Genomic DNA, 26,406 nt, shown 5'->3' on the forward strand with positions numbered 1-26,406 from the left:
TCATTCCTCATACAATCATAAACGAATAAGCTTCTCTTTAAATATGAACAAGCCAGACATTGGTGCAAAACTAAACCATGCGTACAGAGTTTGTGTCGCTCATCACACCAAAATCACAGTTTATTGTGTTTGGTGCTTGATAAAATAGCCTGCTATCGGCATGATTTATCGTAATATTTATCCAGAGCGTTTGTTACTTCATGAAAAAAATCGCAATCATCGGCTTGTCAGTACTGCTTTCTGCTTGTGCATCGGAATCTTACATCACTGACGTAACGTCAGAAAGCTACCGAGAAGACTACCAATCTCAGTCTATTTCAAAGCCAATTATGTCGTCTGAGAACGCAGTGGTAGAGAAAGACGTAGAACCAACAGTCGTAAAAATGACTGCGAAGCCTGAAGAGAAAAAGGTCGTTAAGTTAACACCTAAAGATCAGGTGAAACCAGTTAAGATCATTCCGCCTAGTAAGAAGCAAGCGGGCATTCAGCGCTTTGGTTACACCATCCAAGTTGTTGCCGTAGGCAGCCAAGCAAAAGTCGACCAGTTTGCGCGTCAGCTACCACAAAACAGCCAGCCAATTTGGGAAAACTACAAAGTGGTAAATGGAACTAAGTGGTTCTCAGTACTTTACGGTGACTACGCAACAAGTGCAGAAGCCAAGCAAGCAATCTCGACATTGCCAACGCACTTCCAACAGCTTAAGCCATTTGTGAAAAGCATTGATGCCATTAAGAACTCGGCTTATCCAACGCTTAACAAGCTAAATTAATAGAACAAGAGAAGGGAGCGTTTTGCTCCCTTTTTTCTTTGGTCAAATCCTATTCGAACAGCATTCCTCACAGTAAAATTACTGTACGTTACTACTCAAAGGTTTATCATACTGAATAGTATCTTTTGGAGATCACGGAAAGATTGATTCATGATTAAAAATATTCTTTTACTATGCGGTGGCGGCTCTTCAGAGCACGAGATTTCACTACTTTCTGCAAACTTTGTAGAGCAACAGCTGAATCTGATTGAAAACGTGAGCGTTACACGCGTAGAAATCAAAAATGAAGGTTGGGTAACAAACCAAGGTGAATTGGTTTACTTAGACCTTAACCAGAAAAAGCTGTGTTCAGACAACCTAAGCCTAGAGGTTGATTTCATTGTCCCTTGTATTCATGGTTTCCCCGGCGAAACCGGTGACATTCAATCTATGTTTGAAATCGCGGGCATTCCTTACCTAGGCTGTGGCCCTGAAGCAAGCAGCAACAGCTTCAACAAAATCACATCTAAGCTTTGGTACGATGCGATTGGCATTCCGAACACTCCATACTTATTCTTAACACGTAACGATGAGCAAGCTCATGAACAAGCGTTACAAGCGTTTGATAAATGGGGAAAAGTATTTGTCAAAGCCGCACGTCAAGGTTCTTCTGTGGGTTGTTACAGTGTCACTGAGAAACAATCTGTTTCCCAAGCTGTGAACGATGCATTTGGTTACTCAGAGCAAGTCTTGGTAGAAAAGTCAGTCAAACCTCGTGAACTGGAAGTTGCCGCTTATGAGATGAACGGCGAGTTACACATTACTAAGCCTGGTGAAGTGATTGCGCCTGATGGTGCCTTCTATTCTTACGATGAGAAGTACAGCACGTCTAGCCATTCACTGACTGAAGTAGAAGCGAAGAACCTGACAGAAGAGCAGGTGGAAGCGATTCGAGTTGCTTCGGAAACCGTCTTTAAGCAAATGAATTTACGTCATTTATCGCGCATCGACTTCTTCCTAACAGAAGATGGTGAGATTTACCTTAACGAAGTCAACACCTTCCCAGGAATGACGCCAATCTCGATGTTCCCGAAAATGCTACAAAACAACGGTCACAAGTTCCATGAGTTCTTAGCAGATTGTATTAATACTTCAATCTAACTAACGTTACCGTCGTTCATTTTGTGGTAAACCTAAGCATAACTGAGTAATGGCACAGTGCTAAACTTTGACTATTTCTCGGTTGCATTTATGATTGTATCAAAGCATTAAATAGATGGCTCAGTGGTATGGCAATTTCAAATTATAGAGGTTTTAACCTGCAATCAGGCGGACCTGACGGTGCCGTTTGGAAGGTCAAGATCAAGAACCACGTTCTACAAGGCAGTTTAACGGCCGTAAAAAAGAGCATAGATTGGTGGTGTGACACGGCATCTATCATTGACCCTAAAGAGTTTGCGACTCTTGGTCAGAGAGCGCAAAGCACCAGCAGTCCACAATCTGAAGTATTTAACGGCTACACGATAAAGAACGATACAGGTGAGGCAAATGCTTGGTACTGTATGTTCAACGGCAAGTTGATAAAAGGTGCCAAACCTGCCATTCAACGCCATATCGAAGCGTATTTGATTGCAAAACAAAAAGCGCTACAAGCACAACAACAAAAGAAATAAGAATATGACACTCGTATATTCAACAGAGACTGGTCGCATCAAACCAGAAGAAGAAAAAGTCGAACGTCCTAAAGGCGACGGCATTGTTCGTATTCAACGACAAACTAAAGGCCGTAAAGGCAAAGGTGTTTGCATCGTGACAGGTTTGGATTTGGATGACGCGCCACTGAAATTACTAGCAGCTGAACTTAAGAAAGTTTGCGGCTGTGGTGGCTCTGTAAAAGATGGCAACATCGAAATCCAAGGTGATGCTCGTGACAAGATCAAAGCACATCTTGAAAAGAAAGGTATGACAGTAAAATTAGCCGGTGGTTAATTCAAGCTGAGCAAAAGATTTTAAAGAGCGTCGAGTATGACGCTCTTTTTGTATCTGCAGTTTGGACAAGCTTGCAGAACTTAATCCAGATAAACATCTGCGAAGCACTACACACAAAACAGCTATTGAAAGAAACCCAGCTAATAGCAGAGCAAGCAATCGTAGATTGATAGATCCATATTAGCTATTTTATGGTAAATAACGGTTATGTTTAATGACACTATCAAAAAGCGCCGTATTTTAAAATCTGAGAGGGATAGGAGACCAATCTAGAGAAGATTTGGCGTACGTTGATATATCATTTAACATAATATACATAATGCGCACTGAATCGAGTTTTGTTAACAAAGGCTAACTATTTGATTAAGCGTTTCATAAGTGTCTGATAACCAAGCTGTAATTTTTAATTTTGTGAGTTTCCATAACTCAAGTTACTTGTACTATCTCTGGCGATTGTTTTGTGCAATCTACGAAAAACGCCGAAATCCCCGACCGCAACATTATGAAGCGTTCTGTATCGGCAAAAACAACAAGAAAATTAATTTTAGTCAGTTATCCAATATGCGAGCGTTGTCATGTTTCACGAGTCATTCCGCACACTCTTTTGGCGAGAGTTTAAATCCATCAAGCAAGGCGCTGAATATTTTCATGTGTCTAAACCGACGATTACCCGTTGGCTTGATGGCACGGTTCCAATCAATCCAATGGCAGAAAAACTCATGCTGATTAAGTCGATTGGTTACTTGCCTAATGATTTACGTTGGTCTGGTTTTCGTGTGTGTGAGAAACGCGCCATAATCATCACACCATCTGGTCGTGAGTTCAGCCCGAAAGAATTGGAAAGTTTTGTGTTCTGGCGTGATGAACACCGCCAGCTTGTCGAAAAGTTTGGGCACATAGACCAACCCAAGGTCTATCCTGCAAAAGAAAACGTCTTACCGTTTCGTGGCGGCCATCGAATGAAAGCCGCCGAGTGGACACCGAGTAAACTAAAATAAATCTGTATACTTCTTATCTAAGTCGATAAAGCTTGGTTGGAAGTTCGTTAGGCTTGCAATCTCGGCGATGCTTTTTTCTATAACCTCATGGTCTACAGCGTAGTGACCTTTACAGGTGCAATGTTTAGAGTACAAGTAATACATCGCTATAGACTCCCAACCAATTTCACAGTCAATTATAAGAGCTGATATTTTTTTGTTTTCAGGGGCAATTTCATTAAATATATAGCAAACTGTAGCCATTCTAGAGAAAAACTCTGTTTGTACTTTTCTTTCTGTGAGCTTAGAAATGACGTGATTTATTTCTATTACTTCTACGTCTTTGAAAAATGAATTAATATCACCTTCAAGGTATTCAATGTACCTTTCGAAGTAATGACTATATGATCTTTTGTTATAAGTTCCATCAAAGTCATCTGAGAATATACTTATAAATTTATCGTGTATTTTTTCTAAGCACTCTTTTGCAATTTCATTCTTATCTTCCGTTGCTTCTATATACATTTTTATAATGTCAGGCGCATCGTCGCAGTTATTAGCCACTTTGAATCCCCATTCAGATATTGGCTTGTACGTTTCACTATCCTTATCTATTAGGTGGTCTTCTGTGTGAATTATTCCAGAAATTTCTTTGCACATTCGGATTAAGGATGCTTCTTTTTGTGCGTTCAAGTCGATGAGATTCTGACGCCTAAGTGCTTCCTGTGTTTGCTTTAATTCTGTCTTGTTAACTCTATAAGTAGAGTATATTAATACTACACTTATGATTAGAAATATCGGAGAGAATATATTGTTGAAGAATGAAGATGCCTTTTCCCATTTGTCCAACGGTTGATAGAAGTCCAAATCAAACCTTAATAAAAATACCCCTAAAACTATTGAAATGACTAGTGATATTAATATAAAGAAGGCAATGTCTTCTTTGTTTGATGCTTTGGTCTCTTCACTATTTACTGGTTTGTTTTTGTTGATATTACGCAAAAGGATTGTTGCAACAAATAAAAAACCTATTCCCCCTAACACCAATGATATGACTTTAATATTTTCATTTTCGACACCAAAAATAGAAGAAATTAAAACTAAAAACGCTATAAAAACTAACGTTGCCTGATAAATAACGGTAAATTCAGACTTGCGCACAATTGCCCTCTTAAACTTAATATAGCCTTATCTACTGACTTTCTCGCAGGATGTTAACGCTTACTTGGCAAGCAAACAAGAAGCTGTTTCATATAAAAAGCCGAACCCCATCGCTAAGGTTCGGCTTTTCTGTAGGCTTCTTGATTTTGGTGGACGTCGATGAAAACGAATTGGAAGCCTGTCGAGGTCAATCGACCTGCCAAAGGTATTGGCTCCCTGCCCCCTGTGTAAATCGTCATTATTGTGGGTTCGAAGTCTGGCGCACGTTTTCATCCTTTATGCGTCAGCGTTGCGCGAAGCTTTTAGAACCAACATGCTATCTAGGCAGAATCATTCTTCCCTACCTGACGGTTTATTAAGCCAAACGATAGTTCTATTTAGAAAGAGAACTAAAGTTAAATCTGGCCGTTTGTGGGATCCTCGATAGACTCTCATGATTTTATAAAATTAATCATTGCACAGAGTTACACCAGAGAATATATATTGCTCGCAAATTCATAATAAGAGTCAATATGTTGTGCTAATTACAAAATCAAAAGCGTTATGCCTACCCCTACTTTTCCTATCTTACAATGCAGTGGCTGAAAGCGATTTCTCTGTAGAAACTATCCTAAGTGGTCATCAAGTGTCTCAGTTTGCTTTGGGTGACACGGATGGAGATGGCAGAGATGAGATCATTTTTCTTGACCAATATGGCACCATGAAAATCGCCAGAAACTTCGCGAACCCAAGTTCAATCAACATGCTAACAAATACCAGGTGGAGCCTGACTGATAACTGGAAGCTCCAGTTCTTAGATCAAGCTTACCCTAGTACCGACATCCGAGTGCGCATGACCTATGAGCATAATGGCAATGTGTTTAAGTCCGGTGTCGGTGTGGCAACCAAACAAGATGGTAAGATAGAAATTAATATTAACGGATATGGTGGCAACCCTGCTGTGACGATCAACTATCTGTCTGTTTCGAATGGTGCAATGAAGGGTAACTACAAGGATATCCAATACAGTAACTCAAGAAGCTTTCCTATGAATGCCCAAATGGATTGATACTGAAGATTAGTTTGGCCTTGTCTTCGAACCAACGCGGTAAACCTTTCATCAACACTCTGGTGTGTTACCGGTGTGGTTGGGAACGAAGTGAGTCAGACTACTATGAAGAGCAAAAAGCCGAACCCCATCGCCAAGGGTTCGGCTTTTTAGTAGGCTTCTCACTGATCATGGAAACGTAAGTATTAACATTTTCGAAGCCCGTCTAGGTCAATAGACATGCCCAAGGTATCGGTTCGGATTACGCTGTGTAAATCATCATTAGTACGGTTCTGAACTCACTCGAAAGGTTTAAACGTTTTGAAGATCCACATTACACAATGTTTAGACACACTCTACATAACTCTCCCTGCCGACAAGCTTATGTTTCCTTTCGGAGCCCGACACTGAGTTTCTATCTTGAAGCAAAATCAAGTGAAGAAAGGAAGCGCCCCTCCAAGCAGTAATTAATGTTCGCTGCCAATGTTTGCTCTCTGTATTTATTATCAAAGGCACGAGCGTCTGGTCTTCTCCCTTTTTATTAGACCAAAAGTTACGATGTAACACGCAAGTAAAACTGCTCTCTAAAGTGCTATGGCTCGCTATGTAGCCCAGTGATCATTTTCTCTCACATAACGGTTCTAACTGGACGTCCAACCAATCTCAATTCGTACGATTTAGGCTTTTAGATTTTCTGTTTCACTCGAGTATTTCTGATTCGATGGAATTTAGTCCGCAAGTACTTACTGCTTTCAGAAGTCGCTATACAACTAACTTAAATTATCAATCTTCAAAGTGACGGTGTCTCTTTTAGATTTTTACAGGATATTCCACTACTCAGAAATGCCTTTTAATTTGGCTTTGTAATTTAATTACAATTTTAGGTGGCAAGTAAGTGTGCGTCAGTTCTTTATATTGAGTTAAATTACTGTATTTAAACAACTTAGCGTTCAAAATGGATTTGTTGTAGTGTTTTCGACTGCTTGGAAAAGGTGACAGTTAATTGTAATTAGTAAAATTTTACCAATGCATTATGGCAGTGTTTTCCACTCTACTTTGGGTCTATTAGTGTGACGCGGTAACTAAATGTTTTGTCAGATGAACGTGGCGGAAAGGTGGTGAGTTGTTTGTTTTCGAGGGCTATACAACGGGCGTAAAAAAGCAGGGTCTGTGCCCTGCTCTTTGTAATTTCTTAGTCTTGTTTCTTTGCGGCGTATTCTGCTCGAATTTGCTCTGCAACGATCTTAATCGCTTCTGCGGTACTCGTGCCCTTTTGCATTAGTTCTTGAATACGTTCTACAGCTTGTTGCTGTTCTTGATGGGACAGAGGTGGTAAATCGTCAAACATAAAAAAGCTCCTCAATGTGAGGAGCTGACTATAACGATTCGCTTAATAGGTCGCAAGGAAATTAATTGAAGCGCCCATTGCATCTGCGTTGGTGTATCGGGCAGCAATGTCTATTTCAATTAAGTTAAGTGGCGATAAGCCAAGACCAGCTGTTATTGTCCCCTCGTCATCTGAACGAGCTAGGTTTGTCATATAACCGCCACGAAGTGCAAGCTGGCGAAGGACATCAATCTCAAAACCGGCGCGTAGCATTTGTGTGTTGTCGTCAAAAGTGGAGAACTTCTTCTCTTCGTTTAAATCGTAATCGACACTAAAGCTAAAGTAATCCGCTACGTAACCCGCACCAACGGTGTAAACTGGTCGCATGCTATACTCATAGGATTGGATCGTGTCGCCGTTGTATGTGAATGATTTAGTTTTCACGTCGCGGCCAATCAAGTTCTTGGCAGAGATACCCAAGCGATATGGTCCAAAGAACCAAAGTGCGCCAGCATCTAAGTTGAACATGGTTTCTGCGGTTTCATTTTCACGCAGGTCTTTAGTGTCAAATGCGGCAAAGCTGGTCGCGTATGAATAGGTGTAGATGCGTTGCAGTTTTGGTGTGATACCAAATGACAGGTGCTGGTTCATGAAGTTGGTGTACTTCGCCAGTGAAATACCCGCTTCCGCTACGCCAATGGATACACCGCGCACGTAACTGTCATTTAATGGATCGCCGCTTACTGTATCGATGGTCGGCTCAACGAAAGATTCAGTATACAGTTTGCCGTATGCGGTTGCAGATAAGAACTTGTTTGGGATACCAACTGCAACCACACCGCCTAAATCGAAGTCCATTTTCTGGCCATCAATGGCATTTAATGAATTTACGATTTCGGTTGGGTCCGTGAGCTTGCCTATTCGCTCAATCTCATCGATTAAACCGTTTTGGTCGTTATAGTTGATACCAAAGCTCGGCACAATCATACCTGCGTCGTCGTTACGTCGGTAAATGGCGGTAAGCGCTGGGTTAAAGAATGGTGCGGTTAGATAAGAGGCAGATACGGTGCCCACGCCACCCATTGCATCACTGCGAGCTTCAATTGCGTAAGTGGCAGCAGAAGCAGCGCCTGAGAATAGCGCTGCAGTCATCGTGGTGGCTAAAATTTTGTATTGTGTCTTCATACTACACTTGTGTTTTCGTTCTTCCTGAACTTATATCGGCACAAGTGTAATTTCTTTAGCTATTCTTCGAGAGAAACATCATAAGTTCGGCTAATAGTTTGAGCTTGCTCCACAATAATGTCCCCTTGCCAACGGCGACTGTTGATGCTGACAGCTAGAACGTAGCGATCGTTTGGAATACCTTCGAGTTCGAGTGCATTTGGGTAGTTCGATTCGTAGGTCTTTTTCCACACTTGATCGTATTGGCCTTCGATGTAGTCGTATAGGCCTACTTCCAATTGCGGTAAAGGACAGTGCGGATTACGAAGTGCGCTCTTTTCTACTTTCCAATTCTCTTTTGATGTCCAACGAACGTATTGCGATGAGTTTGAATCCCCCAAAATCACCCAAGTGCGATAAGTACGCTTGTCTTTTGTGGTGATAGAGAGATGGTACAACCCCGCATCTAACTTACCGGTTAAGTTATAGCGTTTAAGGAAGTTGCGTTCGTTAGCCAACTCCGTTCCCTCTTGCGGCTCTTCATAATTGAAGGAGCTATCAGCAGAGATTGAGCTATCAACCCAACGACGAAATGAGATGTCTTCGATATCGGTTGTCGCGCGCAGCTTAACCACGAGTCGATAGGTATCTCGCCCTGGGCTTTGAATAGTTTGACGGATAACGTTAATACCGCTAATCCAATCTGGAAGCGTAACGCCTGTGAGAGACTTACCACAGTCTTTTGATAATGATTGAGCGAGCAAGTCATTAAGATGTGGTCTGGTTTCTTTGTTGGGTTCGCTTTGCCAAAGTTCAACAAGGGAATTGAACATGCCACCAAGGTCATCCTCTAGCAGATGTTGGTGTGCTTGAGTTAAAGGCGTATTGGATTGAAACCAGTCCGTTGCATGGACTGGTTTCACTAACAGTAATGATAGAACTACAGGAAGTAGTGTTTTCATTCTTGCGATTACGCTTTCATCTTGTAGCCAACGCCACGAAGCGTTTCGATTTCAAGACCTGGCAGTTTTTGACGAAGCTGCAGTACGTGTGTGTCTACTGTACGAGTTGTAGGGAAATGGTTGTAACCCCAAACGTGGTCGAGTAGTTCATCACGCGTAAACACGCGGCCAAGGTTTGATGCCAAGAACAACAGCAGATCAAACTCAGTACGAGTCAGTGTTATCATTTCGCCTTTGAATACAACTTCGCGTGTCGCGCGGTCGATTTCTAGGTCTTTGGTCATCACTTTGTCAGCGTTGCCCTGTTCTGCTGCATCTGGTGCACGAAGTTGTGCACGAATACGAGCAAATAGCTCGGCTTCAGCAAAAGGTTTCGTTAAGTAGTCGTTCGCGCCAGAATCTAGACCAGCAACTTTATCTTTAACAGTAACAAGTGCAGTAAGCAGAATTACTGGAACATCTTTAATTTTTTTCCATTCAGGAAGAGATTGTACTGAATCGCCATCTGGTAGTTGGCGGTCCAGAATGACTAAGTCAGCCTTTTTCCATTGTGGCTCAACGTCTGAAATACGCTCCACATGTAAACACTCATATCCTGCTTGTTCCAGGCTTACTAACAGGCCGTCAGCCAAGTTTTTATCGTCCTCAACGAGAAGCAGTGTCTGTTTCACAAGGTATCTCCAATATAAAGGTTGTAGGTGGTCCCATTAGGGACATTTTTCCGCCCATGCGGCCTACCATTGATTCAACTATTGTTAATCCAAGCCCTAGTCCGCTCTTACTTACGAACGGTTTTCTTAGGTTTGCCCAATCTTTTGCAGTCAAGCTGCCGGCATCTATGACTTGGATAATGATCTTATCTGCACTGGTTTCTACACGTAGTTCTACCGGTGCTTCACCATACTTCAGTGCGTTTCGTAGCAAGTTGTCGATACAGGTACCAAGCCAGTACACGTTAACTTTAGCAGCTACATCTTCGTTTATTTTGAATAGTACAGCGTTATCAAATTCTTCTTCAATCTTATATTCTAGCCATTCTGCAACCGATGGAACCCAGTCTGTTGCAAGCATTTGGTTATCAGATTGCAAATAATCTTTACTTGCCTCCGCTAACTGGCGTAATCGGCGCGTATCTTCACACAATCGGCGAAATTCGTCGTAAACACTTTCAGGAAGATGTTCAAACTCGCGACGGAATCCCTCAACGGTTAAAGACAACGATGCAATTGGCGTTCTTAGCTCGTGCGTTAGAATCTGCAGTACCAGCATACGGCTGCGCATTTCTTCACGCTTGCTGTTCCAACGATACACTGCCCAGCCTATTACCAGCAAGATGTTGGCTATCACAAGGATGATCATACTGATCCGCAACACTTGTGAGTGATCTTCTACATCCCAGCAGATATTGCCGCGTTTTACGAAACAGCTTCGGCTTTCTGATGCTAATCCGTAAGACAGACCCGCGTTTGCGACGTTTTCCTGCCATACGTTTTTGGCGAATACAAAGTAATGGTCGCCACGGCGTAGCCACAGCTCTTTGTCTTCAATAAACATGCTCGCGCCGGCGATGAGTGCGTTGATCGCATCGTCATCCATATTTTGCAGGCTTGCGAGTAGTTCGTCCCCTTCATCGTTAGTTCGCTCTTTGATATGCATGTATTGAGCAAGTTTAGGACGAAGCTCTGGATACTTTTCTGCATAACGCGCTGCATAGGTTCCCCCACCTGGGTGGATCAAACCGCTGCGCGAGAACCAACGCGGTGTCAGTTGCGTCCCCTTACATATGGCACGCGTAAAGACTAAAGGTTCAGTAATTAAAGGGCTTAACGGTAACTTTCCGCGACACGTGTTGGCTAAACGGTACAACTGCTGAATATCTTTCAGCGGGTAGTCTGCCGTTTGCGGCAACATTGAGTCCGGCGAGAGCAATTTGGTTGGGTAGTTAGATTGCAGTATGCGTATATCATACGATTTAAGAGCTACTTCGTAATTAAATAGCTCTGTAAACGTATCTATTCGTTCTGGTAATGAATCTGCAAATGCGGGTGCCGAGAAAATTGGCAGCATTAAAGCAGAACGGAGCAAAAACTGTTTAATCAAACTGTTACCGTTACTTGTTATATTAGCCAGAACTATACATCAATAAACAAGCGAATGACATTAGGCGGCTCAAGGATTTGCAGTACTATAACATTGAAGCCCCACAAAAAAAGGCCAGCGAATGCTGGCCTTGGTTAGTTTTAGAGCAAATATTTTACAATGCTTTGAAAATTGCCTCGACGCTTTCTTTCGCATCACCGAATAGCATTGAAGTGTTTTCTTTAAAGAACAGTGGGTTTTGTACGCCTGCGTAACCGGTATTCATTGAACGCTTGAATACGACTACGTTTTGCGCGTTCCAAACTTCTAATACAGGCATGCCTGCGATTGGGCTGTTTGGATCTTCAAGCGCTGCTGGGTTCACTGTATCGTTCGCGCCGATAACCAGAACGGTATCTGTCTCTGGGAAGTCATCGTTGATCTCGTCCATCTCTAGTACGATATCGTAAGGCACTTTTGCTTCTGCCAGTAGAACGTTCATGTGACCTGGTAAACGGCCAGCAACAGGGTGAATACCAAAGCGAACTTCAATGCCCTGATTACGCAATGTCTCCGTGATCTCGTGCACTGGGTATTGTGCTTGAGCTACTGCCATGCCGTATCCCGGTGTGATGATCACTGATTTTGAGTTCTTCAGCATTTCTGCCACTTCTTCAGCTGACGTTTCGCGGTGTTCGCCCTGCTCTTCATCACTTGAAATCACAACTTCTTGACCGAAGCCGCCAGCGATAACGCTGATGAACGAGCGGTTCATCGCTTTACACATGATGTAAGAAAGGATCGCACCCGAAGAACCAACTAGTGCACCCGTTACGATCAGTAGGTCGTTTGCAAGCATGAAACCTGCCGCCGCCGCTGCCCAACCTGAGTATGAGTTCAGCATTGAAACCACAACTGGCATATCTGCACCACCGATAGACGCCACTAAGTGGTAACCGAATGCGAATGCAATCAGCGTCATTACGATCAGTGCGAACATGCTGCCGTCCGCTTTTACGAAGTAAATCATAAGAAGCGTAGAAACGACGATCGCCGCAAGGTTCATTTTGTGCTTGTGAGGCAAGTTAAGTGGCGAAGATGAGATCGTGCCGCGTAGCTTACCGAAAGCAACGACTGAACCCGTAAAGGTTACCGCACCGATGAACACACCAAGGAATACTTCCACTAGGTGAATCACGTGCTCAGCGTGAATACCAGCAAGGTCAGTTGAAACTGGTGCTGGTGGCTCAAGGTAGCTGTTGTAACCTACCAAAACTGCAGCCATACCTACAAAGCTGTGTAGGATCGCAACCAGTTCTGGCATTTGAGTCATTTCTACTTTCTTCGCGTAGTGGATACCGATGCTACCACCGATTACCATTGCGATGATGACCCAAACGAACCCTTCTGCATTCGGGCTAAAGATTGTCGCAATAAGCGCAATCGCCATACCCGCAATACCGTAGTAGTTACCCTTTCTTGCCGATTCTTGTTTAGAAAGTCCCGCGAGACTTAATATGAAAAATAGCGCAGCAATAATGTATGCCGCTTGTACTAATCCTGCAGACATTGGTCACTCCTATTATTTATCTTTGCGGAACATTTCAAGCATACGTTTGGTCACGGTAAAGCCACCAAAGATGTTTATGCTTGCAATGAGTACAGCAATGAATGATAGGAAGGTAACGACGCCATTACCCTGACCAATTTGCAGCAGTGCACCTACTACGATGATGCCTGAAATCGCGTTGGTTACAGACATAAGTGGAGTATGCAGTGCATGTGTTACGTTCCAAACTACGTAGTAACCTACCACACACGCCAGTACGAATACGGTGAAGTGAGATAAGAACGCAGCCGGAGCAACAGAAGCAACCCAAGCAAAGGCACCTAAACCGACAGCGAGTGCACCGAATTTCTTCACTGGTGACGTTGGCTCTTCAACTTTAGGCTGAGGCTTAACGGGTTCTTGCGGTTTAGCTTGTGGCTGTGCCGACACCTGAATTGGTGGCGCAGGCCATGTCACTTCGCCTTCTTTTACTACTGTTACGCCACGAAGTACAACGTCTTCGAAGTCGATATCGATGTTGCCATCTTTCTCTTTGCAAAGCAGTTTTAGAAGGTTTACAAGGTTGGTTGCGTAAAGCTGAGAAGATTGCGTAGGCAGGCGACCTACCATGTCGGTGTAGCCAACGATTTTTACGCCGTTCGCCGTGGTGATTACTTGATCTTTTACTGTGTATTCACAGTTACCACCGTTTGCAGCAGCAAGGTCGACGATCACGCTGCCCGCTTTCATGCTATCCACCATTTCTTTGGTGATAAGCGTTGGCGCAGGTTTACCAGGAATCAGAGCCGTTGTGATGATGATATCAACGTCTTTCGCTTGCTCAGCGTATAGCTCAGCGGCTTTTTTGTTGAATTCATCCGACATTTCTTTCGCGTAGCCGTCACCTGAACCGGAATCTTCTTTGAAGTCTACGGTTAGGAACTCCGCGCCCATCGATTCAACTTGCTCTTTTACTTCAGGACGAACGTCGAAAGAGCGAACGATAGCGCCAAGGCTACCAGCAGCGCCGATAGCAGCAAGACCTGCTACACCTGCACCTGCAACCAGTACTTTCGCTGGCGGTACTTTACCTGCTGCGGTAATTTGACCAGTAAAGAATCGACCGAATTCATGAGCGGCTTCAACCACTGCACGGTAACCGGCAATGTTCGCCATAGAAGAGAGCGCGTCTAATGCTTGCGCACGAGAGATACGAGGAACCGCGTCCATTGCGAGAACGTTGATGTTCTTGCTAGAGAGTCGTTCCATTAACTCAGCATTTTGAGCTGGCCAGATAAAGCTCACTAATGTTGCGCCATCTTGCAGTAATGCGATTTCGTCGATGCCTTTTTCTTCATCTACGAGTGGCGCGTTCACTTTAAGGATTAAACCTGACGTCCATACTTCTTCACTAGATACAATTTTCGCCCCTGCTGCTTCATAAGCGGCATCATCGAAACTGGCTAGCACCCCCGCTTGTGATTCGATTGCGACATCGAACCCCAACTTAATTAACTGCTCAACCGATTTAGGTGAGGCAGCTACTCGCGATTCACCTGCGAGTATTTCCTTAGGTACACCGATTTGCAAAACGCATACTCCTTGTATACATATCAATAATTAGTCCCAAAACAGAGCGTCGCTCTACTCTAATTCTTTTTTATTTCTATCTGTTTACTACGCAAGAAAACACAAACGAATGATGGTGTTTGGGGTCACCCATTTGCACAGCCACATCTTGACTAACAGCCCTGTTATTCTTCTGTTTTTATCGAACGTCTATCGTGACTTCAAGTATTTTGTAATAAAAATACTAAATTTCATTACATATAACGCTAAGTAATGAATATTTGTCTACTTCGCGCTGAAAAATAACTACGATTAGCGCTACTCAGCAGAGGTCTAACCAGGTGAGTGTTAATTGCTTGTTTTACAAATATTTAAGCCTAAAAAAGAAAGAGAGCCATCAGCATATACACTAATGGCTCTCTTTAAGATGATTCGTATCAAGTTGCAGTGATTTCTTAATCGAAGATCTTTTCACCCATTTGATCGATAAACATCTGCGATTTTTTCAACATCAACTCATTGGCATCTTGCTCTGACCCCAACAAATCCGATCGGATAAAACGGTGTAATTTCACTTCTCCGTCGAAGTCTTTTTCGATGCGTCCAGCAATGCGGTACTGACCGCCTTCTGAAAGGCTTTCTTGATAGATCAGGTAGCCTTTGTACTCGACTGGTTCGACGGTTTTTACTTCAGCAGTTTTATCACTGCCACCAAACAAGCGCGAAAAGAATCCCACGGTTCCTCCTTGGGTACGCCCACTCTCCTGTATATTGATTGTTATATACGGTAGCGAACGTCATTTACTTTATGTTGACGTTGAGGATCGGTTTTTCGAACCAATCCAGTTCTTTGTCTTCATCATAACTGGTATGCGACAAAATTACAGGCACATCATTGTTACGATTTTTGCGTCTGTCTTCTTGAATCATTGTCGCTGCATTCTCAACAGCGACATCAACACTTTGTTTGAACTGTGCCAATCTGCGTTCTGGGAGTGCCGACAGAAAATCGATGTCATGACGAATATAAACAGGCTTCAGCTGGATCAGAGCTAAACACGCGATATCCGCCAGTTGTTCGTTGTCGAATTGATCTACGTATTGGTCTGAAGCGAGCACCTGTCCAACCAAGGTTTCCATGTAATTGTGTACGTCTGAACTGATCTGCATCGATTTTTCTCCTTTGTTCAACACCTTGAAATTATAGCAGTCGAACTCGCTCTGCAACTCGTTGATTGCTCTTAATTTAATCAACCTCTCTCTTTTTGTCAGCGTTCGCTGTAAAACACTTGGAAAATTCCGAAATACACGTATTCTTGTTAGTTTTGAAAGCGTCTGAAATTATACTGTTTACGCACGGTATTAATTGAATGCTTAATGTAACCCTCTAGATATATTCAACTATTTTCAGGTAATTTGTAGTAGATGGCATCATCTTTAATGACCTCCCCAGGCTTCCGCTTCCTATTCCCAGTCTTGTTATTGGGCATGGTCAGTTTGGGTATGGATAACATCATTCAGATGACCCAATCTAACTGGGGAATTGCGGCAAACTTGCCCTACATTTTGCTCGGTTGTGCGTTGTTGATGTGTTACTCGTTCAAGCAAGGACGAGAGTCCATGGTATGTATTGCCATGTTGCTCGCCTACTTTGTGATTCAACATCGTTTACAGGTACCACTACAAACTGGCACGGCACTTTTAGAGCTCACTATTTTAGCAAGCCTCCTTCCCGTTTCGTTCTTGGCCGTGTTCCTCTTCAATAAAGAGGGCTTCGATTCCAAAGCGACACTCACTTATGTACTTATGTTGAGTATGTTTGTGTTCTGGTCTTACGTAACCTTGACCTACTATGTTGAAGGTGGGTTTGAGGAGTGGACCAATGGCATCTTGTTTATTGTTCCAACCGTTTCAAAGTTACCATTGGTTTTAGTGCTGTATTGCATCGGCATTGTGTGCTTTTTGGGCATTTTGGTCTTAAAGAAAAACAAGATCATTCATGCCATGACATACTCAGCCATGGTATTGGCATCAGCGACGTTTATCTTCTTCGATGTTCAATACATTTCGAGCACCATGTTTACCCTTACGGGCTTGCTGATCATCATCTACTCGACATCAGCCAGCCACCAACTGGCTTTCACCGACAGTTTGACGCTCATCCCTAGCCGTCGCGCATTGGATCTCGACCTTAAGCATATGGGACGCAAGTTTACTATTGCGATGCTAGATGTTGACCACTTTAAGAAGTTCAACGATACCTATGGCCACGATACCGGTGATGATGTGCTCAAAATGGTCGCTTCTCGATTGATGAAGACACAAGGCGGTGCAAAGGTTTACCGATTTGGTGGTGAAGAGTTCACCATTGTGTTTAAAGGTAAATACACCGAAGATTGCGAAGCGCATTTAGAAGAAGTTCGTGAGCTTATTGCTCAGTATGAAATGATTCTACGTGACCAAGACAACCGTCCTGACGACAATAAACAAGGACGCAAAAAACGCGGTAACGCGGAATCGAAGCAGAAAACGGTATCTGTAACAGCCAGTTTTGGTGTTGCGGATAGCCGCAGCGCGCGTAACCCTGCTGATGTGATTAAGCTGGCAGATGATGCTCTATATAAAGCAAAAAAAGCGGGCCGTAACTGTGTGAAATACTGCCACGCTTAATTCTTTCTTCCCAATTCTTTAAAGCTTGTTTTTTGGTTCTAAGATTTCTCAAGCCTTACCTTAGAAAAAACACTTCAAATAAGTGACAGTGTCACTATACTTTATTGGTTTCTATCCTTCTGATTTAACTAGCATTTACTACAGTGTAAGTATTTCTTCCCAAGGATTTAGACGTATATAACGCCCTGTCTGCTGTTGCGTACAAATCGGCGACTTTATCTTTCCCCGTTGGTTGGAGCGCAAACACACCCTGCGACACTGTCACTCTATTTGCCACGCTTGAATATGCATGTGGGTAATCTAAGAAGTACAATGCTTCTTGAATCCTCTCCGCTTCTCTTTCTGCGGTTTGCGTGTCGGTACTATTTAGAAGGATGACAAATTCTTCACCACCATAACGGCCGACATATTCTCCAGAACGGCAGAAGGTTGCTTTAAGTTGATTTGCGATGGCTTGTAGGCAGCGATCCCCTTCTATATGGCCGTAGTTGTCATTAAATGGCTTAAAGAAGTCGACATCCAAAAGAATCAACGCCATTGGCATATGATGACGCCCGTGCCACGCAATCATGGTTTCTAACTTCTGGTCTATATAGCGACGGTTATAGAGCTTGGTCAAACCATCTTCGTTGGCTTGTTGTTGTAATAAAGAGTTCACTTCTTCTAACTTAGCGGTCGCTTGTTTGAGCTCACGACGCATATGTGCAATACGCTGCATTGCCATAAGCTTAGAGTTGAGAACAAGTTTGTCGACAGGTTTGATCAAGTAGTCATCGCCACCCGCTTCTATTGCTTTTGCGATCATTTCGGGCTCTTCGTGACTACTCAAGAAGATGATTGGGATCCAATCTGGGAAGGTTTCTCTGATATGAAGTGACACTTCGAAGCCATTCATGTCTGGCATCGCGATATCCAGCAGCACGAGCTCTGGGTCGAAGCTTTCATAAGTGTTCAGTGCTTCTATCCCGTTGCCAACGGCTTTTACAATGTGACCTTGCTGTTTTAATCGGATAGCCAACTGCATTCGATCTAGTTGTACATCATCAACCAGGAGAATGCGCATAGAGGTCCCTGTCGGTTGCATAGCGCGTTCCATTCTTTTTATCAGTCTTTATTAAACATATATCATACACACGCGGTTGTTGCATTACGCGACAAATTTCGTGCTATATTTTTTTGTTGAACGGTCACGTAATCAAATAGTTCTTATGGTAGCTATTTGATGCATTTGGTATTAATATTCCCGCCTTTTGTAGCAAGAGCCACTCGAATCTCGTTACAACATGCACTATAAATAATGTGCGCTTTTATGTACTAACAGGACTCACCATGTCAGAAGCAACTAACAACGAAAGCAAAAAAATCGATCTAGAAACTATTTCTCCAGAACTACGTAAAGTTATCGAATTTGACGAAGTTCCTGAGCAAATGTTTGAGATGGTTACCTCTATCCATGAAGTGTCTGAAGAAGCTGTTCGTGAATCTTGGAATGAAATGCCAGCAAGTGCACAAAACATTCTGGACAACTTCGAGCAATTCCACGCTCTAGTATCTGTAGGCCAAGCTTTCGCTGGTCTAAACGTAATGGAAGAATTCCCGACTCTAAACCTGCCAGAAAACATGACAGATGAAGATAAAGAAGACTACCGTGCTCAACTGCTAGACAATGTTCTACACAACTGCGTGAAAGACATGGTTAAGCAACTTAAGAAAGCACGTCGTGACCCTCTTCTTAAGCGTGAATTCAAAGAAGTATTCGTGAAGTAATTCCGACACTCTCTGTAATAATAAAGGCCGCACTTGCGGCCTTTTTTGTATCTGTGGTCTTTTGCGTATCTGCGGTTTAGTCAATTTAATGGTGCGCCAAAGCAATATCGCGTTGCGTGACACTCACACCTTTAACTTGAGCATAAACCTTATCACCGACTTTTAAGTTCAGGTCATCCAATGCCCACGGCGTTATCGTTGCCCATAAGTGGCATTCTTCATCTAACTTAAGTGAAACGGTGATACTTTGCTTGTCGTCGCCCGTAGTCAGCTCTTCTATAGATGCAACGGTCGCTGGTAGCACGTTACGAATCGACGTAGACACTGGTTTTTCTAACGCGATAGAAACATCGTTTGCACGTACTTGAAGTCGGATTGGCGTACCTGGCTCGCCATCGACTTTTTGCACCCACAGACAAGCACTTGGTGCGAGCTTCACACACGTCAACGCGTATTTCTCGTGGTGAGTCGCGATCTTTCCTTCAAACAAGCTGCTGTGGTCCGAGAATGACTGCCAAGGGCGCATGGCATGAGAAGCCCACACCTCTTCTAATTTACCTGACGTCATGATTCTGCCTTTATCAAGAATCGACAGGTGCTGTGCCAGACGAAGGATCTCTTGCAAGCTATGGGTAACGTAGACGATTGGAATGTTGACCTGCTCAGACAACTCCTCCAAAAATGGCATCACTTCGCGCTTACGTGGCATATCTAATGATGCCAATGGTTCATCCATCAATAGCAGATTAGGTTTTGAAAGCAATGCTCGAGCGATGGCAACACGTTGTTTCTCACCACCGGATAAAGAGATTGGAAAGCGTTTCAGTAGCGGTTTAATAGCGAGTAGCTCTGTCACTTTATCGAAATAATCATCATCTTTTTCGACTACGCCGTAGAGTAAGTTGCCTTTCACGGAGTAATGCGGGAACAAACGAGAGTCTTGGAATACATAGCCAATCTTGCGCTTGTGTGTCGGTAAATTAATTCCGGCATCACTATCGAAAAGAACGTGTTCACCAATCGACACTTTACCTTGCTTTGGCGTCACCAACCCGCTGATAACATTGATTAGTGTGGTCTTTCCGGCACCAGAACGGCCAAATAACGCGCTTATTCCGTTACCCGGTAACGATAAAGCGATGTCAAAATCAGTTTCACCAAGTGATTGTTTAAATTGAATTTCTATGCTCATCGTTTAGCTCCTAGACGCGCTGAAGCTTTGCGATTTAACCATTCTGATATCATTAATGTCGAGAGAGCCAAAGCAATGGAAATGATGCACAAGCGCGCGGCTTCCATCTCTGCTCCCGGCGTTTCGATGAAGTTGTACATCGCCAAAGGAATGGTTTGGGTCTCGCCGGGAATGTTAGAAACAAAACTGATCGTTGCTCCAAACTCGCCCAAGCTGCGAGCGAAAGAAAGCATTGTACCAGTGATAATGCCTGGGATAGTTAAAGGCAGCGTGATAGTAAGGAATACTTTTAAAGGTGATGCGCCTAACGTTGAAGCTGCGTGTTCTAGTTTAGGATCAACATTATCTAAGCTAAGGCGAACGGAACGCACCATCAAAGGCAGCGCAACAACGATACAAGCGATAACCGCCCCCTTCCAGTTGAAGCTGAACACCAAACCAAAGTGTTCATAAAGCCAACTGCCAAGAACCCCCTGTCGGCCTAATGAGATCAGCAATAGATAACCAATCACCACAGGCGGCAATACCAATGGTAAATGGATCAGACTGTCGAGAATAGATTTACCGATAAACTGTTTTCGAGAAAGTAACCAAGCCAGAGCAATGCCGAGTGGTATTAACCAAACAACGGCATAGGCGCCGACTTTTAGGCTTAGTATTAAGGCTTGGTATTCAAGTTCTGTCACTCTGTGCCCTTTTTATTGAAATCCGTATTGCACAAATACTTGTTTGGCATCGTCGGATTTCAAGTATTCAAAAAACTGCTTAGATTGCGTTGAGTCTTTTACGATTGCTGCTGGATAAACAATGTCCGCGTGGGTGTTATTGGCAAACTCGCCGACCACTTTTACTTTATTCGTTAAGAGTGCATCGGTTTTGTAGACAACGCCAAGTGGTGCCTCACCGCGTTCAACTAACGCTAATGCAAGACGAACATTTTTTGCTGGCGCCACTTGTCGCTCAAGCTGCTTCCAAACGCCAAGGTTGGTAAGAGATTCACGAGCATACATACCAGCAGGCACCGAGACCGGGTTGCCAAGCGCAAGGCGATTACCTGCTAATGCTTGACTCCATGCATTGGCATCTGAAAAGTTGAAAGAAGTAACCGTTGAAGCTTGTGGTGCAATAAGAACGAGACTGTTGTGAACTAATTCAGTGACATTGTCACTCTTTACTGCTTTTGATTTTACTAGATAGTTCATCCACTTAGTGTTTGCAGAGATAAACACATCAGCTGGTGCGCCGTTTAGAATTTGGCGAGCGATGGATGAGGAGCCTCCGTAAACCGGCGTGACTTTTACGTCATACCGTTGCTCAAACTTTTGCGCGATATCATCAATCGCGTTAGTCATTGACGAGGCCGCGTAGACTTTAATATCAGTCGTTGCGTTTGCTGCTGATGAAACGCTCAATATTGCCGCTAGGCAAGCATGAATCTTCCATGCTTTCATAAAAACACTCCAGTGCTAGACAGGCAGAAAAAGAAAATGTAGAGCACAATGCCTACTTTTATTTATGCTTCAAACAGTTAAAAACTGGTTTTATTTGAACAGAAAGTCAAGATTCATATGTTGTTCTATCGCATCTGCAATGCGATTAATGCCCTGTTCTTTGAGCTGTTCAAAATCTTGCTGTTTGATTTGAGTGCCGTTTACCCATTCAGACACGAGGCTTAATACATCGGCCTCATCGAAGAACCCGTGTAGGTAGGTTCCCATAATTTGGCCACATTCACTGATCGCACCCTCTGCTTCGCCAGAACTTAACTTTAAAGGTTGAGCGTCTTGCACTTCACTTCGTCCAACATGGATTTCGTAACCTTTCACATTTGCTGTTTTACCGTTTAAACAAAGCTGCGCTTGTGTGTTGGTCAGTTGTTTGCTGTCGGTTAGCGTCGTAGTAATGTCTAGCAACCCAAGTCCTTCACTCTTCCCTGGACTGCCTTCCACACCATTAGGGTCGTCAATTAATTTGCCAAGCATCTGGTAACCTCCACAGATGCCAATGACTTTGCCGCCCAGACGAATGTGACGTTGAATGTCTTTATCCCAGCCTTGGCTGCGCAAATAATCTAAGTCATCACGAACTGATTTGGTTCCCGGCAGGATCACCAGATCGGCTTTGTCGATCTTTTCGCCTTTGCCAACGTAGCGAAGGTTAATGTCTGGGTTAAGACGTAACACATCAAAATCGGTATGATTACTGATGCGCGTTAGTACTGGTACTACAACATTGAGTTTCACTTGTGAAGACAGCTCTTGCTCTGCCGTTATGGCGTCTTCTGCCTCTAGGTTTAAACCGTGCAAGAAAGGCAATACGCCCAACACAGGTTTACCTGTCTTTTCTTCTAACCAATCAAGGCCAGATTCAAGTAAGCCGATGTCACCACGGAAGCGGTTGATCACGAAGCCTTTAACACGTGCTTGTTCTGATTCGGATAATAACGCCAAAGTGCCATACAAGTGCGCAAACACACCACCACGGTCGATATCCGCAATAATAATGACCGGAACGTCGGCTTCTTCTGCAAAGCCCATATTTGCGATGTCATTTTCTCTTAAGTTGATTTCCGCAGGACTACCTGCGCCTTCAATCATGACGGATTCGTATTCATCCGTCAGTTTTGCAAATGAATCCAGCACCGTTCCCATTGCCACTTTCTTGTAATCATGAAACCCGACAGCGTCCATATTCGACAATGCTTTGCCTTGTAAGATGATCTGAGCACCTGTATCGCTGTTAGGCTTAATCAGAACAGGATTCATGTGAACCGTAGGCTCAACATTGCAAGCTTGTGCCTGAACGGCTTGAGCACGCCCAATCTCTCCGCCATCTTTGGTTACTGCACTATTGAGGGCCATATTCTGTGGCTTGAATGGGGCAACCTTTATCCCTTTTCGGGCTAAGACACGGCATAAACCTGCCACAAGGACGCTTTTTCCGGCATCTGAGGTGGTGCCTTGAACCATTAATGATGGGATTGGTGATTTCATGAACGTTTAATAAGAGAAAAAAGAAGGTGAACAATCATAACGTTATCTCAGCATAGGACTCAAGAAAATGAATCGAATATGAATGTTCGAATCAGTAATGGTTCAAATAAGGTTTGTTTTAATAGCACCATCAAAAACGAACACCTATATAGAGAAACCAAATTATGAAAAACACTGTTATCGCTACTATCGCTGCACTTGCTATCGCTCCTACTGTTGCAATGGCGAAAGACCACAACCATGACCAATCAAGCATTCAATTTAATGGCCCTGTTACGGTTGAGAAAGTCGATGCACTGATTAAAGACTCAAGTATGTTCACCGAAAAAGACGTGGTTGTAGAAGGCAACCTACTTCGTCAAACGCGCGCGGATCAATTTATCTTCAGCGACGGCTCTGGTGAAATCATAGTAGAGCTAGATGATGATATTCGACTAACGACGCCAATCGACCAAACGACAAAAGTACGTCTATTTGGCGAGTTTGAAGGCGGCAGCAAGCCTGAAATTGAAGTAGAACACCTCGTTGTTATGTAACCTGACTTCTTAGCCGCTCAATTGAGCAGCAAAACATTGATCAGTTAGCACTTTGTCCTAGTGCATTGGGTGACTATAAACGCCTAAAATGATATTTTGTAAATCTTGGTCTGCATTTTGCAGACCTTTTTTTCGTTCGTATTATTTTCTTGCCCGGAGACCCCCATGCTAGGTAAAGCTCTAAAGGTTGCAGCCTTTGGTTTGTGCGCTGTTTTGCCGCTTTCTGCACATGCAAACAACTTCAACTACAACATGATGGAATTCCGCATGGGTACCAGCCCTGGTACGTTTGGTGGTGAAGTCACAACCTACTTCACCGAAAACACCCATTTCATTGGTCGTGCCGACAGTGAATTTAGCGGAGATTGGGACCTTGCCGGTGGTATTGGTTTTAACGGACCTGCTGGACAGTTTGCCGATATTTACGGCCAAATGCTGGTTCACAACATCAAAAAAGACAATGGTGAAGGTGACGAGTGGAAAACCGAAGTAAATATCGGTACTCGTATTTGGTTCATGCAGAACATTGAATTGCACGGCCGTATTGGTCAGTTAATCGATAATGATGACTCTGAGACCGTCTATAACCTTGGCGCCCGCTTCCACTCGACACAGCAGTTGTCACTTGGTGCCGATTTTAAAAACAACGGTACTTACGGTCAGCAACTTGTGTTGTCAGCGCGTTTCGCTTACTAAGTTTAACTGGGCAAGCTCATGCACTAATACTGAGCTAACCAATTGAATAAACTAAAAAAGCCTCTCAGTTGAGAGGCTTTTTGTTATTCGATACGATATTTAGCGTCCGAGTATTGGATTACTTACCGCTTGGTTTGTTCTGAACGTATTTCTTAGATACATCCACAACCGCAACGTCACGGAAGAAGCTACGACCCAACAAGATTGGGAACTTCATATGACCACGCTCTGTTAACGTAAACTCGGTTTGTTCTTTTAAGTCGCCAACTTGAATGTAGGCAACCACAACTGGGCGCTTGTCGACATCTTCTGAAGAAGACTGACGAATTTTAGCCCAGCGCTCAACAGGTAGCTTGAACTCTTTGCTCGCCTTACCGTTGATGTCAATTTTGAACTGAACCCAATCTTTACCGTCACGCTCAAATGGAACCACTTCAGTCGCACTGATTGAAGATGTTGTTGCACCGGTATCAACACGACCTTTGAAAGTCTGGTTAATAGCAGGAATGTGCACCCACTCTTCCGCACCTAGAATCAGCATGCCATCAGGTGTTTTCTGTACCTTAGCTGGCTTTTCTGGTTTAGGCTCTGGCTTCTTCTCAGGTTTCGTTTCCGGTTTTGGTTCCGGCTTCACCTCAGGCTTTGACTCTACTTCAGGTTTTACTTCCGGCTTTTCAACCGGTTGCTCCACGACTGGTTTTTCTGGCTCAACAGGCTCAGTGGTCGTCGGTGTCGACGTACAAGCAATAAGACCACCGCTCATCATTAGCGGCAGAATCAGTTTCCAGTTCTTCATTAACTCTCCCAATTAACGTTGAGATACTTTTTGGATCGCGTCAGCAACGTAAGGAATATGAGTTTCGGTCAAACCAGCGATGTTGATACGACCATCACCGACACCATAAATGCCATAATCTTCACGCAGTTGCGCCATTTGGTTTTCACTAAAGCCTAGCACAGTAAACATGCCTTTGTGACTCTCAATGAAATCAAATTGATCTGTATTATGGTTGTTTCTCAATTCGTTACACAAAGTTTGACGAAGATTCAGCAAGCGTTGCTGCATTTCGTTCAATTCTTGTTTCCAAACTGAAGTAAGGTTGGCATCTTGAAGAATGGTTTTCACCAATGCAGCACCGTGATCTGGCGGCATAGTGTAAGTTGAACGAGCTAATGTAAGAAGCTTACCTTTTGCATTTGCCACGTCTTGCGTGTTTTTACCGATCACAATTGCAGCACCAGTACGTTCACGGTACAAACCAAAGTTCTTAGAACATGAGGTTGTAATCAGCATTTCTTCAACGTTGTCAGCCATAAAGCGGAGACCTTTTGCGTCTTCCTCTAGACCGTCACCAAAACCTTGGTAAGCAATATCCACAAATGGGGTAAAACCGTTCTTTTGTGAAAGCTCTGTAATCGCTTGCCACGCAGAAAAATCAATATCTGCACCCGTTGGGTTGTGGCAACAGCCATGCAGAAGCACGACGTCAGAAGGACCTGCTTTAGATAGGTCTTCTAGCATTTTCGCCGTATCAACTTGTTTCGTTTCTGGTGAGAAGTAATGGTAGAACTTCACCTTAAGCCCAGCCGCTTCCATCACTGGCTTGTGGTTTACGTAGCTTGGGTTTGAAATCCAAACCGTCGTATCTGGTTGTGCAACCTTCATTAGGTCACCCAGCATACGCAACGCACCACTTGCACCAGGCGTTTGAATCGCTGCCACACGATCTGTTGCTGACGTGCCCGTCAGAAGTAGATCGATCATGCTTTGGTTGAATTCTTCACAGCCTGCAAGCCCAACGTAGGATTTGGTCTTTTGGTTTTCGACAACCACTTCTTGTGCCATATGAATGGCTTTCATGATTGGCGTTTCACCAGCGCTGTTTTTGTACACGCCAATACCAAGGTCAACCTTGTTTGGACGTTCATCGCCGCGGTATGCGACGGAAAGAGATAAAATAGGATCTAATACGGGAGTTGGTAGATTAGAAAACATGAA

At 43.6% G+C, this 26,406-nt stretch carries 27 protein-coding genes; 10 read left to right on the forward strand and 17 right to left on the reverse strand.

Translation table 11 applies throughout. The annotated features are described in order from the left end of the window. Nucleotides 1-200 precede the first annotated feature (200 nt). From GXP65_RS00490 to GXP65_RS00510, 5 genes are all read left to right on the forward strand, one after another. Nucleotides 201-770 (forward strand): SPOR domain-containing protein, encoded by a 570-nt coding sequence (locus GXP65_RS00490; protein ID WP_045376616.1) that lies wholly within the window; start codon nucleotides 201-203, stop codon nucleotides 768-770. Nucleotides 771-920: 150 nt separating this feature from the next. Beyond that, nucleotides 921-1,910, forward strand: a complete 990-nt coding sequence (locus tag GXP65_RS00495) for a D-alanine--D-alanine ligase (RefSeq protein WP_162091706.1) — start codon at nucleotides 921-923, stop codon at nucleotides 1,908-1,910. A gap of 128 nt (nucleotides 1,911-2,038) precedes the next feature. Beyond that, nucleotides 2,039-2,422 (forward strand): DUF3319 domain-containing protein, encoded by a 384-nt coding sequence (locus GXP65_RS00500; RefSeq protein WP_162091707.1) that lies wholly within the window; start codon nucleotides 2,039-2,041, stop codon nucleotides 2,420-2,422. A 4-nt stretch (nucleotides 2,423-2,426) separates the two neighbouring features. Next, complete coding sequence (gene yciH / locus GXP65_RS00505; RefSeq protein WP_005531338.1) at nucleotides 2,427-2,738, forward strand: stress response translation initiation inhibitor YciH; 312 nt, start codon at nucleotides 2,427-2,429, stop codon at nucleotides 2,736-2,738. A gap of 575 nt (nucleotides 2,739-3,313) precedes the next feature. Continuing rightward, a complete protein-coding gene (locus GXP65_RS00510; protein WP_162091708.1) occupies nucleotides 3,314-3,736 on the forward strand; it encodes a phage protein in 423 nt (140 codons plus the stop codon). Here GXP65_RS00510 and GXP65_RS00515 read toward each other — a convergent pair. Beyond that, entirely contained in the window at nucleotides 3,728-4,876 is a 1,149-nt protein-coding gene (locus tag GXP65_RS00515) for a hypothetical protein (protein ID WP_162091709.1), read from the reverse strand. The two genes, GXP65_RS00510 and GXP65_RS00515, sit on opposite strands and share 9 nt — an antisense overlap. A 517-nt stretch (nucleotides 4,877-5,393) precedes the next feature. On the opposite strand from GXP65_RS00515, the gene GXP65_RS00520 reads away from it, so the two are divergent. Further along, complete coding sequence (locus GXP65_RS00520; RefSeq protein ID WP_047477169.1) at nucleotides 5,394-5,924, forward strand: hypothetical protein; 531 nt, start codon at nucleotides 5,394-5,396, stop codon at nucleotides 5,922-5,924. A 1,171-nt stretch (nucleotides 5,925-7,095) separates the two neighbouring features. Here the strand turns inward: GXP65_RS00520 and GXP65_RS00525 are convergent. The 9 genes from GXP65_RS00525 to GXP65_RS00565 all read right to left on the reverse strand — a co-directional run bounded on the left by GXP65_RS00525 (nucleotide 7,096) and on the right by GXP65_RS00565 (nucleotide 15,723). Then, complete coding sequence (locus tag GXP65_RS00525) at nucleotides 7,096-7,251, reverse strand: YoaH family protein (protein ID WP_005427041.1); 156 nt, start codon at nucleotides 7,249-7,251, stop codon at nucleotides 7,096-7,098. A 42-nt stretch (nucleotides 7,252-7,293) separates the two neighbouring features. After that, nucleotides 7,294-8,415, reverse strand: coding sequence for a conjugal transfer protein TraF (locus GXP65_RS00530; protein ID WP_045457038.1), 1,122 nt, complete (start codon nucleotides 8,413-8,415; stop codon nucleotides 7,294-7,296). A 59-nt stretch (nucleotides 8,416-8,474) separates the two neighbouring features. Then, entirely contained in the window at nucleotides 8,475-9,356 is an 882-nt protein-coding gene (locus tag GXP65_RS00535) for a DUF2861 family protein (RefSeq protein ID WP_050909171.1), read from the reverse strand. Nucleotides 9,357-9,364: 8 nt separating this feature from the next. Continuing rightward, nucleotides 9,365-10,027: a response regulator transcription factor VxrB gene (gene vxrB / locus GXP65_RS00540; protein ID WP_005427102.1), complete on the reverse strand. Its 663-nt coding sequence runs from the start codon at nucleotides 10,025-10,027 to the stop codon at nucleotides 9,365-9,367. Then, on the reverse strand, nucleotides 10,002-11,423 hold the full coding sequence (gene vxrA / locus GXP65_RS00545; protein ID WP_346265896.1) for a sensor histidine kinase VxrA: 1,422 nt from the start codon (nucleotides 11,421-11,423) through the stop codon (nucleotides 10,002-10,004). Before vxrA ends, vxrB begins: the two co-directional genes overlap by 26 nt. 187 nt (nucleotides 11,424-11,610) lie before the next feature. Then, nucleotides 11,611-13,005 (reverse strand): Re/Si-specific NAD(P)(+) transhydrogenase subunit beta, encoded by a 1,395-nt coding sequence (gene pntB, locus GXP65_RS00550; RefSeq protein WP_005427135.1) that lies wholly within the window; start codon nucleotides 13,003-13,005, stop codon nucleotides 11,611-11,613. Nucleotides 13,006-13,017: 12 nt separating this feature from the next. Continuing rightward, nucleotides 13,018-14,574, reverse strand: coding sequence for a Re/Si-specific NAD(P)(+) transhydrogenase subunit alpha (locus tag GXP65_RS00555; RefSeq protein ID WP_162091711.1), 1,557 nt, complete (start codon nucleotides 14,572-14,574; stop codon nucleotides 13,018-13,020). A 434-nt stretch (nucleotides 14,575-15,008) separates the two neighbouring features. Continuing rightward, a complete protein-coding gene (locus tag GXP65_RS00560; protein WP_162091712.1) occupies nucleotides 15,009-15,290 on the reverse strand; it encodes an HlyU family transcriptional regulator in 282 nt (93 codons plus the stop codon). Nucleotides 15,291-15,354: 64 nt separating this feature from the next. Further along, on the reverse strand, nucleotides 15,355-15,723 hold the full coding sequence (locus GXP65_RS00565; RefSeq protein ID WP_045376698.1) for a late competence development ComFB family protein: 369 nt from the start codon (nucleotides 15,721-15,723) through the stop codon (nucleotides 15,355-15,357). A gap of 255 nt (nucleotides 15,724-15,978) precedes the next feature. Here GXP65_RS00565 and GXP65_RS00570 point away from each other — a divergent pair, with 255 nt between their 5' ends. Then, nucleotides 15,979-17,223, forward strand: coding sequence for a GGDEF domain-containing protein (locus GXP65_RS00570; protein WP_038889626.1), 1,245 nt, complete (start codon nucleotides 15,979-15,981; stop codon nucleotides 17,221-17,223). 124 nt (nucleotides 17,224-17,347) lie between these two features. On the opposite strand, the gene GXP65_RS00575 is transcribed toward GXP65_RS00570, so the two are convergent. After that, nucleotides 17,348-18,307 (reverse strand): diguanylate cyclase, encoded by a 960-nt coding sequence (locus GXP65_RS00575; protein WP_162091713.1) that lies wholly within the window; start codon nucleotides 18,305-18,307, stop codon nucleotides 17,348-17,350. 245 nt (nucleotides 18,308-18,552) lie between these two features. Between GXP65_RS00575 and GXP65_RS00580 the strand changes: the two genes are divergently transcribed. Continuing rightward, nucleotides 18,553-18,990 carry a DUF3069 domain-containing protein gene (locus tag GXP65_RS00580; protein WP_005427129.1) on the forward strand — a complete coding sequence of 146 codons (438 nt, stop codon included), beginning with the start codon at nucleotides 18,553-18,555 and terminating at the stop codon, nucleotides 18,988-18,990. An 85-nt stretch (nucleotides 18,991-19,075) separates the two neighbouring features. Here the strand turns inward: GXP65_RS00580 and modC are convergent, their stop codons facing one another. The 4 genes from modC to GXP65_RS00600 all read right to left on the reverse strand — a co-directional run bounded on the left by modC (nucleotide 19,076) and on the right by GXP65_RS00600 (nucleotide 23,175). Further along, a complete protein-coding gene (gene modC, locus GXP65_RS00585) occupies nucleotides 19,076-20,182 on the reverse strand; it encodes a molybdenum ABC transporter ATP-binding protein ModC (RefSeq protein ID WP_162091714.1) in 1,107 nt (368 codons plus the stop codon). Next, nucleotides 20,179-20,868, reverse strand: coding sequence for a molybdate ABC transporter permease subunit (gene modB / locus GXP65_RS00590; RefSeq protein ID WP_045367763.1), 690 nt, complete (start codon nucleotides 20,866-20,868; stop codon nucleotides 20,179-20,181). The genes modC and modB overlap by 4 nt, the downstream gene beginning before the upstream one ends. Before the next feature lie 12 nt (nucleotides 20,869-20,880). Further along, nucleotides 20,881-21,633, reverse strand: a complete 753-nt coding sequence (gene modA / locus GXP65_RS00595; protein WP_162091715.1) for a molybdate ABC transporter substrate-binding protein — start codon at nucleotides 21,631-21,633, stop codon at nucleotides 20,881-20,883. A 90-nt stretch (nucleotides 21,634-21,723) separates the two neighbouring features. Next, a complete protein-coding gene (locus tag GXP65_RS00600; protein ID WP_045367770.1) occupies nucleotides 21,724-23,175 on the reverse strand; it encodes a cobyric acid synthase in 1,452 nt (483 codons plus the stop codon). A 164-nt stretch (nucleotides 23,176-23,339) separates the two neighbouring features. Between GXP65_RS00600 and GXP65_RS00605 the strand changes: the two genes are divergently transcribed. Then, nucleotides 23,340-23,711: a NirD/YgiW/YdeI family stress tolerance protein gene (locus GXP65_RS00605; protein WP_162091716.1), complete on the forward strand. Its 372-nt coding sequence runs from the start codon at nucleotides 23,340-23,342 to the stop codon at nucleotides 23,709-23,711. Between the two features lie 165 nt (nucleotides 23,712-23,876). Then, nucleotides 23,877-24,407 (forward strand): hypothetical protein, encoded by a 531-nt coding sequence (locus tag GXP65_RS00610; protein WP_005427028.1) that lies wholly within the window; start codon nucleotides 23,877-23,879, stop codon nucleotides 24,405-24,407. Between the two features lie 118 nt (nucleotides 24,408-24,525). Here GXP65_RS00610 and GXP65_RS00615 read toward each other — a convergent pair whose 3' ends face one another. Both GXP65_RS00615 and GXP65_RS00620 read right to left on the reverse strand, forming a co-directional pair. Next, the gene (locus tag GXP65_RS00615; protein WP_162091717.1) at nucleotides 24,526-25,203 is read right to left on the reverse strand and encodes an ATP-dependent zinc protease; all 678 of its coding nucleotides are present in this window, start codon (nucleotides 25,201-25,203) and stop codon (nucleotides 24,526-24,528) included. A 12-nt stretch (nucleotides 25,204-25,215) separates the two neighbouring features. After that, nucleotides 25,216-26,403, reverse strand: coding sequence for an amino acid aminotransferase (locus tag GXP65_RS00620; protein WP_162091718.1), 1,188 nt, complete (start codon nucleotides 26,401-26,403; stop codon nucleotides 25,216-25,218). Nucleotides 26,404-26,406 lie beyond the last annotated feature (3 nt).

The organism is Vibrio sp. LB10LO1 (assembly GCF_010092875.1).
Lineage (GTDB): Bacteria > Pseudomonadota > Gammaproteobacteria > Enterobacterales > Vibrionaceae > Vibrio > Vibrio campbellii.